Genomic DNA, 12,418 nt, shown 5'->3' with positions numbered 1-12,418 from the left:
GAATGAGTTGACGACAGCCTGCTCTGACAATCGGATGATCGTCTACCACTAAGATTGTGATGTTTTGTTTCATTTTTTATTTTCACTCTTCATAGGGATCATTACCCGAACTTGCAAACCCTGACCCTCGGCGGTATCAAACGCGATTTTACCACCTAATGCCGAGACCCGTTCACGCATACCGATCAAGCCAAAACCTTTGACGGCAGATGTGTCCAGTCCCTTGCCATCGTCAGTCACTGTAACCTTTATATATTGCTTTTCACGTTTCACTTCAACCCTCACATGACTGGCTTCAGCATGACGCACACAATTGGTAGTACATTCTTGCACCACTCGATATACGGTTACCTGAAGTGTATCTGCAAGGCCGTTAAAATCACCAACAAAATCCCACTCCCAGTCAATTTCCGGCTGTCGATCGCGCCAGTTGTGCAACATATCACGTAACGCTTCTACCAAGCCTAAATCATCTAACGTCATCGGACGCAAACGACTGAGCATTTTACGAACCAACGATTGAATATGGCTGGTGATCAATTTAACCGAGCTGACTTTTTCTTCAACGTCCGGCAATTTATTTTCAATAGCAATGCGTTCGATTTCAGCCAAATCTACACGGATTCCAAACAAACAAGGCGCTAATTCATCATGTAATTCACGTGCCAGATCACGTCGCTCAGATTCCTGTAAGGTCAGCATGTTCCCAGCTAGAGCATGATTTTCTGCCATGGTGGTTTCCAATACATCGGCCATGTGATTAAAACGAATCTGGATCGGTTTTAATTCTTTGGCGCCGCCGGTATCGACCCGCGCATGAAAATCCCCTTTCTCCAAGTGCCCTAGCGCATCAGCTAACTCTTGTAAGGGTTTTAAACCATGTAATAACGCCAAATAGATCAGGCTGGAAATCACGGTGAGGAAAAACAAACCCAAAAATAACAATGTTTCCATATCGCGCCAAACTTCGGTAACTTCATCGCTGGGGTCGGCTTCCACCACCAGATAACCATAAGATTGACTGCCACGAGTAATAAGCCGTCGAAACGCCACCGCTTCCGGTTCCATTAACCGAATAAACCAGTCTGGTGCATCAGGTCGATTAGTGAACGGCACCCCCTCCTCATGGCCGATTAAGGGTTGACCGTTCATATCTTCAAACCAGGCGCGGATGTGTCTTGTATGACGCACACTATCGACTATCAGGGTTACCCGTTCGCTCAAATCATTGGAAAACCGTAACGTTGGCAAAGCATTAATCAATAATCCACGCGCCAATTGAGTACTTGAGGCCATTTCGGCTGCGACTGCCTGGCGGGCATTCTGAATCATAAAATAGCCAGCGGCGACAAAGTTGAATACCAGGATCAAGGTTACAATGATCAATAAACGCAGTTTCAGGCTCATGTCGGGTCAGTTATCTCGCTGTGATAGGCTAGAATTATCGCACATCATCAAATCAGGACTCTGTAAATGCAAGCGCAAAGCAATCAACAACTTTTCCTTCAGGCTCAAAAACATATCCCCGGTGGCGTAAATTCACCAGTACGTGCATTCAAAGGAGTCGGCGGTGATCCGGTGTTTTTCAGTAGTGCAAAAGGTGCTTGGCTCACCGATGTGGAAGGTAAAAAATATATTGATTATATCGGCTCATGGGGACCGATGATTGCCGGTCATGCGCATCCGCAAGTTATTGAGGCCGTTCAGCAAATGTGCGCAAATGGTCTGGGTTATGGTGCGCCCACGGCGATTGAAACTGAAATGGCCGATTTACTCTGTGAATTAGTGCCATCAATGGAAATGGTACGTATGGTGAGCTCTGGCACTGAAGCGACCATGAGTGCCATCCGTCTTGCACGCGGCCATACTGGTCGAGACAAAATCGTTAAGTTTGAAGGCTGTTACCACGGTCATGCAGATTCGTTGTTAGTCAAAGCCGGCAGCGGTGCATTAACGCTTGGCGAACCTTCTTCTGCTGGTGTGCCGAAAGCAATTGCCGAGCACACCATTACCTTGCGCTACAACGATATGGAATCAGTCAAACAATGTTTTGCTGAAATTGGCGATCAGATCGCCTGCATCATTGTCGAACCAGTTGCTGGCAATATGAACTGTATTCCACCGATTCCGGGTTTTCTCGAAGGCTTACGCGAGGTGTGTGATCAATACGGCAGTCTGCTGATTTTTGATGAAGTCATGACTGGTTTTCGGGTCGCTTTGGGCGGTGCGCAGCAACATTATGGAATCAAACCTGACCTCACTACCTTGGGTAAAGTTGTAGGAGGTGGTTTACCGGTTGGTGCATTTGGTGGCCGCAAAGATGTGATGTATTCCATCGCGCCGCTTGGTCCGGTATATCAGGCAGGAACGTTATCCGGAAACCCGGTCGCCATGGCTGCTGGGCTGGCTACTTTGAAGCTGGTACAACAACCCGGCTTTCATGATCGTCTTAGCAAACAAACCGCCAAACTGGCCAATGGCTTGAAACAAAAAGCCGATGCGGCCGGTATCCCGATGAGTATTAATTATGTCGGTGGCATGTTTGGCTTTTTCTTTACCGAAGAAAACAAAATTGAGTTTTTTGAACAGGTCACCCAATGTGATCAGGAACGTTTTAAAAAGTTTTATCACGGGATGCTGGATCGTGGGGTTTATCTTGCACCTTCAGCATTTGAAGCGGGCTTTGTCTCTGCTGCACATGGCGATGATGAAATTGAAGCCACATTGGCAGCAGCAGAACTGGTTTTGGCGAGCTTATAAATGAATACGCTGTACTGGCACGATTATGAGACGACTGGCACCGATCCTCGCTTTGATCGGCCATTACAGTTCGCCGGGGTGCGCACCGATGAGGATTTGAATATCATCGGTGAACCGTTGATGATTTACTGCAAACCGGCAGCCGATGTTCTACCCCATCCAATGGCGAGTCTAATAACGGGCATCACCCCACAGAAAGCCCAACAGGAAGGGCTGACTGAGGCCGAATTCATCAAACAAATTCATGATGAACTTTCACAGCCCGGCACTTGCGGTGTGGGCTATAACAGTCTGCGATTTGATGATGAATTTACCCGCTTCGCCCTGTTTCGTAATTTTTACGACGCCTATGCACGTGAGTGGCAAAACGGTAATTCACGCTGGGACATTATTGATATGGTTCGTCTCACCCGGGCTCTGCGTCCGGAAGGAATCCAATGGCCGAATCGTGAAGACGGCCAGCCCAGCTTTCGACTCGAAGCGCTCACTGCAGCAAACGGTATTGAACATCAGGGTGCCCATGATGCGTTGGTGGATGTGTATGCCACTATTGCATTGGCGAAACTGATTAAAGACCGTCAGCCAAAACTGTATGACTATATATATCAGTTACGTCGTAAACAGCAGCTTGCTCCGTTACTGAACCTGCATCAGGCGGATCCGGTGTTGCATACCTCACGCATGTACCCATCTGAATATTGCAATACGGCATTAGTGGTACCAATAGCCAAAGAACCCAATAACAACAATGGGGTGATTGTTTATGATCTGCGCCATGATCCCTCGGCGTTAATGGAGCAAGATGCCGATACCATTCAGCAATGGTTATTTACCCCGACCAAAGATCTCCCCGAGGGTGTTTCACGTCCAGCAATAAAAACCGTGCATATCAATAAGTGTCCGGTCATTGTGCCGGCAGCGACGCTGGATGATGCGGCTGCCGAGCGGCTGCGGATTGATCGGGAATTAAGTCATCAACATCTGCAACTATTGCGTGAGGCGGGTGAATCATTACAGCAAAAATTGCAGAAGGTTTTCAGTCAGAAATCATTTGATGAGATTGACGATGTTGATGCCAGCTTGTATGGCGGCGGTTTCTTTGATGGCGGCGATAAAAACAAAATGACCCTGATTCGCGAAGCGGCTCCTGATCAATTGGGCACATTATCGATTCCTTTTAACGACTCACGATTACCGGAAATGCTGTTCCGTTACCGAGCGCGTAACTGGCCAGAATCGCTTAATGAAAGTGAAGCGGAACAATGGCAACAATTCTGTCGTAACAAATTAACCGCAACTACGTCGCCTGGACTTACCTTTGAAAAATTTAACGCCGCATTAGCGGAGTGTCGTCAGCAAGAGCTCACCGCAGACCAACAGCAAACTTTGGACGACTTGCACCGCTATGTAATAGAGCAACAAACCTTGTTAGGAATTAACTGAACAGATTGAACCGACGCGTTTGATTTACAATGTGCGCATGTCGACTAATGCCAAAATCTTGCTCACCACGCTTAATGCCCGCTATATGCACTCGGCATTCGGTTTGCGTTATTTATATGCCAATCTGGGTGAATTGCAATCTGCCGCAGAACTGATCGAATTTACTATTCAGGAACAACCACTAAGCATTGCTGAAAAATTGCTTAGCTATCAGCCTGAAGTTATCGGTTTCAGTGTGTATATCTGGAATGTCAGTGAAATTGAGGCGGTAGTCGGACTGTTAAAATCGATTAAGCCTGAAATTAGTATTATTCTCGGTGGCCCCGAAGTCAGTCATTCACCGGATTTACCAAAAGTGTGTGAACTGGCAGATTATGTGATTGCAGGACCCGGCGAACAGGATTTTCGTGAGCTGTGCGAAAAATTACTGCGTCATGAAAACCCTCAAACAAAATATATTGATGGCCGAGCAACCCCATTGGAGCAGTTGATTCTGCCTTATCGTTTTTACAACGATGAAGATATTCGCAACCGATTGATTTACGTTGAAGCCTCTCGCGGCTGTCCATTTAAGTGTGAGTTCTGTTTATCGGCTTTAGATAAAACCGCGACGGCATTTCCACTCGATGCGTTTCTCGCTGAAATAGATCAGCTGTGGCAGCGCGGCGTACGAAACTTTAAATTTATCGACCGTACCTTTAATCTGAAAATCACCACCAGCATTGCCATTCTGGAGTTTTTCCTGGAACGCATGAGCGATGATTTGTATCTGCATTTTGAAGTGGTGCCGGATAATCTGCCGGATAAATTGAAATCAGTTTTACAGAAATTTCCGCCCAATAGCCTGCAATTTGAAATTGGTATTCAGACTTTTGATAGCGAAATTCAGGAACGAATCAGTCGCAAGCAAAACAACGATAAAAGCAAAGACAATATTCGCTGGCTGCGTGAACATAGCGGCGCGCATTTACATACCGATCTGATCTTCGGTTTGCCTGGCGATACCTTGGACAATTTTGCTGACAGCTTTGATCAATTGATCGCCCTTAATCCACACGAAATTCAGGTCGGCATTCTCAAACGTCTGCGTGGCGCGCCATTGAACCGCCATAATGAACCCAGTGATTTACGTTTTAATCCACTGCCGCCGTATAACCTGCTCAGCAGCCGTGAAATCGACTTTGCCACCATGCAACGGGTCAATCGCTTTGCCCGTTACTGGGATCTAATCGGTAACTCAGGACGCTTCATTAATACCCTGCCGCTGCTGCTTGATGAACAGCCGTTCTGGCATTTCATGACCTTGTCTGATCAGATTTATCAGCGCACTGGTCAAACTGCCAAAATTGCTTTGAAACGACTGTTTGAACTGATTTATGTTGTGCTGACAGAGGATATGCATCACCCGGCGGAATCGGTCAAAGATCATCTGCGACTGGATTATGCCCGTGCCGGCCTCAAAGGCCAGCCGGATTATGAAGCGCTGCCAACCTTAAACAAAACTGCCAAAGTCGGTATGGCCAATAAACGGCAGCGGTTTCATGCTTGAGTTTTACAATCAGTCTTTGCTGGGAAACAAATTTAGATGTTGAGTTTCGTACCTCAACCCAACCTACCAAACTTTTTACAATGAAAGCAGTTTCAAGATCCTCCTGATCCCCCTGTTGTGCTGACGAGTAGCAGAGTTTTGTCTGGATCACGGACAGCCACTGTTTGAGCGCAGCGAGTTTGGCTGGACGCCAGACAAAGCGAGCAACGCAGTGAAGCCGTAGGCCAGCACAAGGGGTGCCTTTTCTTTTGGTTCGTTTTCTTTGGGCATGCAAAGAAAATGAACTCGACGTTAAGTCGAAAAAGTCAGTTTTAGGTTATTTATTCGCAAGCTCAACGCCATAAAAAGCAAGCCTCGCGACTCACATTAAACATCATAAAATGAATTAAACTAGCGCACTATGAACTCAGATAAATCCCTCACTCCTAGCCCCTGCATTGGAAAATGTGGACTTGATGCACTGGATGTCTGTCGTGGTTGTTTCCGGACGATGGATGAGATATTACGCTGGGAAAATATGAGTGAAGCGGACAGGCAGGTAACGGTGATGAACTGTAAAGAAAGGCGACAACAGCGCAGTAGCGCTCAAAGAGGTCGTTAAACGATCAATTTAGCCAGTGTTTTAAACTCAGCATGGCCCGCATCGCCAAGCCATTCAAATAACACGGATTCGACGTTACTGATCACTACACCCGCATGGCGCATACGTTGCAACGCATTGTATTGATTGCACTTTGAACGTGAACAGACACCATCTTCGGCGACATGAACACTGTAGTTTTCTTCTTTGAGGGCTAATGCGGTTTGCAATACACAGATATGGCTTTCCATGCCCACCAGAATAACCTGCTTGCGGAGTGTGGCGGCCAGTTGATAACGAAAGTCTTCCGATCGAAGACAAGAAAAACTAATTTTCTCAATGATCTTTGTGCCGATGGGTAAATTATCCAGTAACACGGGTTCTGTTGGGCCTAAGCCTTTGGGATATTGTTCTGTGACAATAACTGGAATATTCAACACTTTTGCTGCTGTCAGCAAGGTTTTTATCTGATTGATCAACCGTTCGCGCACGCCTTCCGGCATGGCGTTCGCCAATTTTTGTTGGACATCAACAAGGACTAAAACACTATTTTCAGAATTTGCCATCATGGCAATAAATACCTTACGTTCGGGGTTCCAGCCACTGATTGATTTCTACAATGTCATTCAAACTGACAATGCCAGCGGCCTGTTTAAGCCTTAATGTGTTTACTACATAATCGTAACGAGAACGCGAGTAGTCACGTAACGCACTGAATAATTCTCGGCGGGCATTCAGCACATCAACTGTAGTACGTGTGCCAACTTCAAAACCAGCTTCGGTAGATTCCAGTGCTTTCTGGTTGGAATACACGGCCTGATTTAAAGCATTCACCCGACTAATTCCTGACATCACACTGTTATAAGCAGCACGGGTCTGACGCAAAATTGCGCGACGCTGCTCTTCTTCATTTTGCATAGCTTCATCAAGCCGAAAACTCGCTTCACGCGTTCTTGAATTCACTACACCACCAGCATAGATGGGAATATTAACCTGTAAACCTAATATCTTTTGATGAGTTTTGTTACTGCCACTTAAATTGCTATCACTTTGTGAGGTGTAACCTTTCTGGGCAACCAAATCTAAAGTGGGATAATGCCCGCTACGTTCAAACTCAATATTTTCTTTGGCTAGTCCCACATTACTGCCAGCGGCGAGTAAAACGGGGTTCATCACAATCGCCTGCTCACTCCATTCATCAATGTTTTCAGGCTCGGGCTTAACCAATGGCGTTTCATCTTTAAGTTCTGCTAGCTCGCCCGGATATTCACCGGCTGTTTCACGAAGTGCTTCACGACTGTTGGCCAATAAATTTTCAGCTTCAATGACGGCAGCATTGGCCAAATCAAAAGCCGCTCGGGCCTCACTGACATCGGTAATGGTTGCCAGACCCACCTCAAAGCGTTGGTCGGCCTGCTCCAATTGTTTTTCAATGGCTTCAAGTTCTGCCAGAGCAAAACTCAAATCATCCTCGGCGCCAAGCACGGCAAAATAACGCTCTGCCACTCTAACAATTAAATCCTGTTCAACAAATTGATAATTCGCTTCAGCGCCTTCGATTGCAATATCAGCCTGACGAGATTGCACAAAGTTATTACGACGATAGATCGGTTGGACTAGACTTAATGTATAACCATGATCGTTATATTCACTGGTTCCGCCAAAACGTTGAGAAGAACTCTCTGTCCATACTTTGCTGTTATTCGCCACCATATCCACTTGTGGCAGAAATGCGGCATCAGCTTGCTCAGCTAGTTCGCCTGTTGCCCGTAACGATGCTGCTTGAGCCATCAGAATTGGATCACTTTGAGCAGACATATTGTAAATGTCTACCAAATCCTGCGCCGCAATAGCCGGCCGGTAAAAGAATGTCGTTATAAAACCAACAAGAAACAGCGCTTTCATGGCAATCCTTAGTAAACCTTCATACTAGTATCGATTTGCGCTGCCCAGGCATTCATACCACCTTCCAGATTAATCACGTCAGTAAAACCTAACTGTTCTAGATATTGACCAACTTGAGCACTACGTTGACCAGAACGACAAATCAACACAATCGGACTGTCTTTCATGGTTTCAAGTTCACCCACATGTGCCGGAATGCTATTCATTGGCATATGTTGAGCATTTTCCAGCATGCCATTGGCAAGCTCATGTGCTTCACGTACATCAATCAGAATGGCTTCCTGCCCGTTATCCTGTAAAAAATCATCTAATTGAGTTGCTGACATTTGTTTCATAATTAGATCTCTAGATTAAAAGGTAAATTCAAGTTTTGTTTCAGCATGCACTAATGGTGCAACAACTGTTTCAAATAACGTTTCGGTTTGCCATAGCCATTCGCCAGTTCGAGTGACACGCTGCACCTGCATAGCTGGTGCTTGTCCGGTCACAGCCACTAAATGACCACCAACTTTAAGGGCGTGGAGATAATCTTCAGGAATGTGCAGGCAACTCGCCGTCAACACAATCACATCAATTCGATCAGCCAACTTCCAACCATGGCTGGCATCACCACAGTACAAGGTCACATTTTCAATACCGGTAGCTTTCAACCTTGAACTGGCCAAAGTAGACAATTCGGCAAAATATTCAATACTAATGACGTTTAATGACAGTTGTGCGATCAATGCAGTGAAAAAACCACTGCCAGTACCTATTTCCAGAACGGTATCCGTTGGCTTCAATTGCAAAAATTGCAACACCCGTCCTTCTTCAAGAGGTGTCCACATAAACTGACCACAGCCAATCGGCAATCGAGTATCGGAATAAGCCAGCTCTTTATAGTCATCTGAAACAAACTGTGAGCGCTCAACCTTTTGTAACGCATCCAAAACTTCAGGATTGGAAACTTCATTAGGGCGCACTTGTTGCCAGATCATATTTGAATGAGCTGGATTCATAGTGGATGTCATGTTTGATTACCTACGCATTTAATGCTGCTTTAATCAGCTAGGATATGACCTTTCCATTAGTGGTGCAACCGCATCTGTGTTGCAGTTTTCTGCTGCAATAAACTATGAGGCGATAGCAGTTTGCAAGCTTTAGGAAGTACAGTTGGATTACTGAAATATCATGCGGACATTAAACATCTACCGTGCAATGAAGTCAGTTTTATCAACGCTTGGTTGCACGATGAAATAAAGGTTCATGAACCGATTCGCGAGAAAATCTCCAGCATGCAATGACAATCGCTACCGTTGAGAAAATTACTAACACTGCCATGTCAGTCCAGATTGAAAAATCTGACTGGGCATTCGGTACCGCGTGTTTTAATAAATCCACACCATAACTAAACGGATTAATCAGTACGATATAGCGCAGAAAATCTGGTAACTGACTCACTGGATATAGTGCACCGCTCAAGAAAAACACCGGGAAAATGAAGAAATTCATGATGACCGCAAAGTTATCTAATGTTTTGGAAAATACCGCAATCAAACCGCCCATTGATGCACAGGCCATAGCAGTTAACAAAGCTGGAGGGATTAATAACAATGCTATTTGAATATCTATCAATCCAATTAACAGCAAAATAATCAGCAGTAATAAAGCCTGCACCATGGCAGTAATTGTCGCGGCAATCAGTTTAGATAATACAATCCAATAATGCGCCACTGGCGCGATCATCATCATGCGCATTACACCAAACTCTTTGTCATATACCAATGTTAATGCCGACAGCAATGCAGCAAATAATAAGGTCATTGCCAACACACCCGGCACCAGAAATTGCAGATAACCTTCCTGCTGTGCTCCGCTTAACATACTGCCAACACCCGACCCAATAACCAGTAACCAGATCATCGGACGCACCATTGAACTGAACAATCGTGCTTTTTGCCGAAATAATTTCGTCAGCTCACGGCCAACAACTGCTTTAACAGGTAACCAACTCATCCTGCCTGCTCCTGATCCGGTGGGCAAACCTTCCATAGATAGACATCATTGAGATTGGGTTTGCGCCAGCGCATCGCGTTAATACTGTCACCCAACGCTTGTTGCAAAGCATGCAGATCTGTCTCGACATTTTTGATCAAAAAGCTTAATTGTTCGTCTTCGATTATTGGTTGACCAAATTGAGGGGTTAATCGGGACACTACATGTTCAATATCAACACATTCAATTTCCAGCACATAAGCCGCCAGTTGCCGCATCAAATCCGCGGGTCGCCCTCCTTTCTGCAATACACCACTCTGAATAAAATCAACATGATCACAAGCCACTGCTTCTTCAAGATAATGGGTGGTTAAAAATACCGTCATACCATGATCGCGACGTAATTGTTCGACAAAACGCCAGATAGATCGCCGATTGGGTAAATCCAGACCAATGGTAGGTTCATCAAGGAATAACACTTGCGGCTGATGCAACACTCCACGGGCAATATCCACTGCGCGACGTTGACCACCTGAAAGCGCGAGCAGTTTGGCATTACGACGCGCACCCAGATTAAATACAGCTAATAACTCTTCAATACGCTCATTAGCTTGTTTTTTAGACATGCCATAAAGCGCGGCGGCAAACTGCAGATTTTCATCCACCGTCATGGTGCGATCCAAAGCAGAATCCTGAAACACTAATCCGACCAAACCACGAATCGTCACCGGATCAGCCGAGATAGACTGATTAGCAATCCAGGCTTCACCAGATGATGGAGAAGTCATGGTGGTGAGCATATGGATGGTAGTACTTTTGCCAGCGCCGTTAGGGCCTAACAGGCCATAACATTGACCTGCTTTGACCTGTAGATCCAGCCCATTAACGACAACGGCCTGGCCATATTGTTTGGTCAGGCCGCTGGTCTTGATCGCAAACTCAAAATCCACTGATTTGTTTCGAGTTTTTCGGATTACGGAACACCAATGGCTTGGCTATTTCAGTTGATTTTTCAGACTCCCTGCGACCACTTTCAATTGCTTCATCAACCACATGACGATCTGGTGACTTACTGCAAACCGGATCAGCCATTGCGGGATCGCCTGTCAGCATATAAGCCTGACAACGACAGCCACCAAAGTCTTTTACTTTTTCATCGCAACTGCGGCAAGGCTCTTTCATCCAATCAAAACCACGGAAACGATTAAAGTCGTTTGAATCTTCCCAGATTTCTTTCACGCTGCTATCGCGAACATTTGGTAAGGTCATACCAGGTAACTCACGAGCCGCATGGCATGGTAACGCAGTGCCATCGGGAGTGACCGTCAGGAACACATTACCCCAGCCATTCATACAGGCTTTGGGACGGTCTTCATAATAGTCAGGCACCACATAATAGATCTTCATGTTGCCTTTTTGCTGTTCCTGATACTCATGAGCAATTCTTTCGGCCCGAACCAGCTGCTCTTTCAATGGCAATAGTTGATCTCGATTATGCATCGCCCAACCGTAATATTGGGTAGTAGCCAGCTCAACATAATCAGCATCCAGATTGATTGCTAAATCGAGGATTTCATCGATTTTATCGATATTCTGACGGTGCGTCACAAAACACAGCACCATCGGATAACCTGCAGCTTTCACGGCTTTGGCCATTTCAATTTTATGTTGAAAGGCATCGGTACCAGCAATCAGGTTATTCAAATCTTCTGAACTTGCCTGGAAACTAACCTGGATATGATCCAGACCAGCCTCTTTAAATGCTTTTGCCTTACTGGCATCCAGACCGATACCTGAAGTAATCAGGTTGGTATAAAAACCTAAATCACGTGCAGCTCGGATTAGCTCGATAATATCGGGACGAACTAATGGTTCACCGCCCGACAATCCCAGCTGTGTTGCCCCCATTGCCCGAGCTTGTTTGAATACATCGATCCATTCCTCGGTGGTCAATTCGCTTTTGATTTTGGCGAAATCCATTGGGTTGGAACAATACGGGCACTGCAATGGACAAGCATAGGTCAGCTCGGCCAATAGCCATAAAGGCTGTCGGATAGCATCACGTACATTCATCCCCAGAGCACCACCGGTGCTGCCGGGCGCTTTATTCTGCTCTGATCCAGTCGTTGCCATGTGCTTCCTCCAAAAACTGATAGACGTCATCGTCTAAATCTGCGCCATCGAATGCGACTTTTAGTTCTGCAATC

The 12,418-nt window shown here is 45.8% G+C and carries 12 protein-coding genes; 4 read left to right on the top strand and 8 right to left on the bottom strand.

What is annotated here, in order from left to right; all coding sequences use genetic code 11:
• Positions 1-69: 69 nt before the first annotated feature.
• Positions 70-1,407: a LapD/MoxY N-terminal periplasmic domain-containing protein gene (locus ACN0V2_RS13495; RefSeq protein ID WP_417551330.1), complete on the bottom strand. Its 1,338-nt coding sequence runs from the start codon at positions 1,405-1,407 to the stop codon at positions 70-72.
• 66 nt (positions 1,408-1,473) lie between these two features.
• On the opposite strand from ACN0V2_RS13495, the gene hemL reads away from it, so the two are divergent.
• The 4 genes from hemL to ACN0V2_RS13475 all read left to right on the top strand — a co-directional run bounded on the left by hemL (position 1,474) and on the right by ACN0V2_RS13475 (position 6,353).
• Positions 1,474-2,760 (top strand): glutamate-1-semialdehyde 2,1-aminomutase, encoded by a 1,287-nt coding sequence (gene hemL, locus ACN0V2_RS13490; protein WP_417551329.1) that lies wholly within the window; start codon positions 1,474-1,476, stop codon positions 2,758-2,760.
• Positions 2,761-4,203: an exodeoxyribonuclease I gene (gene sbcB / locus ACN0V2_RS13485; RefSeq protein ID WP_417551328.1), complete on the top strand. Its 1,443-nt coding sequence runs from the start codon at positions 2,761-2,763 to the stop codon at positions 4,201-4,203. It abuts the gene before it with no gap.
• 37 nt (positions 4,204-4,240) lie between these two features.
• Positions 4,241-5,752: a DUF4080 domain-containing protein gene (locus ACN0V2_RS13480; RefSeq protein ID WP_417551327.1), complete on the top strand. Its 1,512-nt coding sequence runs from the start codon at positions 4,241-4,243 to the stop codon at positions 5,750-5,752.
• Between the two features lie 400 nt (positions 5,753-6,152).
• Complete coding sequence (locus ACN0V2_RS13475; RefSeq protein ID WP_417551326.1) at positions 6,153-6,353, top strand: DUF1289 domain-containing protein; 201 nt, start codon at positions 6,153-6,155, stop codon at positions 6,351-6,353.
• On the opposite strand, the gene ACN0V2_RS13470 is transcribed toward ACN0V2_RS13475, so the two are convergent.
• The 7 genes from ACN0V2_RS13470 to pqqE form a co-directional block, all read right to left on the bottom strand.
• The gene (locus ACN0V2_RS13470; protein WP_417551325.1) at positions 6,350-6,901 is read right to left on the bottom strand and encodes a hydrolase; all 552 of its coding nucleotides are present in this window, start codon (positions 6,899-6,901) and stop codon (positions 6,350-6,352) included. The genes ACN0V2_RS13475 and ACN0V2_RS13470 overlap by 4 nt on opposite strands.
• A 13-nt stretch (positions 6,902-6,914) precedes the next feature.
• Positions 6,915-8,237, bottom strand: a complete 1,323-nt coding sequence (locus ACN0V2_RS13465) for a TolC family outer membrane protein (RefSeq protein ID WP_417551324.1) — start codon at positions 8,235-8,237, stop codon at positions 6,915-6,917.
• 8 nt (positions 8,238-8,245) lie between these two features.
• Positions 8,246-8,572 (bottom strand): rhodanese-like domain-containing protein, encoded by a 327-nt coding sequence (locus ACN0V2_RS13460; protein ID WP_417551323.1) that lies wholly within the window; start codon positions 8,570-8,572, stop codon positions 8,246-8,248.
• Between the two features lie 15 nt (positions 8,573-8,587).
• Entirely contained in the window at positions 8,588-9,247 is a 660-nt protein-coding gene (locus ACN0V2_RS13455) for a protein-L-isoaspartate O-methyltransferase family protein (RefSeq protein WP_417551322.1), read from the bottom strand.
• Between the two features lie 202 nt (positions 9,248-9,449).
• Positions 9,450-10,232, bottom strand: coding sequence for an ABC transporter permease (locus ACN0V2_RS13450; RefSeq protein WP_417551321.1), 783 nt, complete (start codon positions 10,230-10,232; stop codon positions 9,450-9,452).
• Complete coding sequence (locus ACN0V2_RS13445) at positions 10,229-11,161, bottom strand: ATP-binding cassette domain-containing protein (protein WP_417551320.1); 933 nt, start codon at positions 11,159-11,161, stop codon at positions 10,229-10,231. Before ACN0V2_RS13445 ends, ACN0V2_RS13450 begins: the two co-directional genes overlap by 4 nt.
• Positions 11,151-12,344 carry a pyrroloquinoline quinone biosynthesis protein PqqE gene (gene pqqE, locus ACN0V2_RS13440; RefSeq protein WP_417551319.1) on the bottom strand — a complete coding sequence of 398 codons (1,194 nt, stop codon included), beginning with the start codon at positions 12,342-12,344 and terminating at the stop codon, positions 11,151-11,153. Before pqqE ends, ACN0V2_RS13445 begins: the two co-directional genes overlap by 11 nt.
• Between the last annotated feature and the right edge of the window lie 74 nt (positions 12,345-12,418).

It is taken from the genome of Methylophaga sp. (assembly GCF_048266885.1).
Taxonomy (GTDB): Bacteria; Pseudomonadota; Gammaproteobacteria; order Nitrosococcales; family Methylophagaceae; genus Methylophaga.
This window is presented reverse-complemented; position numbering and strand designations above follow the sequence as displayed.

What these genes read in the sequence shown, in the direction of transcription:
- ACN0V2_RS13495 (WP_417551330.1), bottom strand. Translation starts at nt 1,407, where the DNA reads ATGAGCCTGAAACTGCGTTTATTGATCATTGTAACCTTGATCCTGGTA.
- hemL (WP_417551329.1), top strand. Translation starts at nt 1,474, where the DNA reads ATGCAAGCGCAAAGCAATCAACAACTTTTCCTTCAGGCTCAAAAACAT.
- sbcB (WP_417551328.1), top strand. Translation starts at nt 2,761, where the DNA reads ATGAATACGCTGTACTGGCACGATTATGAGACGACTGGCACCGATCCT.
- ACN0V2_RS13480 (WP_417551327.1), top strand. Translation starts at nt 4,241, where the DNA reads ATGTCGACTAATGCCAAAATCTTGCTCACCACGCTTAATGCCCGCTAT.
- ACN0V2_RS13475 (WP_417551326.1), top strand. Translation starts at nt 6,153, where the DNA reads ATGAACTCAGATAAATCCCTCACTCCTAGCCCCTGCATTGGAAAATGT.
- ACN0V2_RS13470 (WP_417551325.1), bottom strand. Translation starts at nt 6,901, where the DNA reads ATGATGGCAAATTCTGAAAATAGTGTTTTAGTCCTTGTTGATGTCCAA.
- ACN0V2_RS13465 (WP_417551324.1), bottom strand. Translation starts at nt 8,237, where the DNA reads ATGAAAGCGCTGTTTCTTGTTGGTTTTATAACGACATTCTTTTACCGG.
- ACN0V2_RS13460 (WP_417551323.1), bottom strand. Translation starts at nt 8,572, where the DNA reads ATGAAACAAATGTCAGCAACTCAATTAGATGATTTTTTACAGGATAAC.
- ACN0V2_RS13455 (WP_417551322.1), bottom strand. Translation starts at nt 9,247, where the DNA reads ATGACATCCACTATGAATCCAGCTCATTCAAATATGATCTGGCAACAA.
- ACN0V2_RS13450 (WP_417551321.1), bottom strand. Translation starts at nt 10,232, where the DNA reads ATGAGTTGGTTACCTGTTAAAGCAGTTGTTGGCCGTGAGCTGACGAAA.
- pqqE (WP_417551319.1), bottom strand. Translation starts at nt 12,344, where the DNA reads ATGGCAACGACTGGATCAGAGCAGAATAAAGCGCCCGGCAGCACCGGT.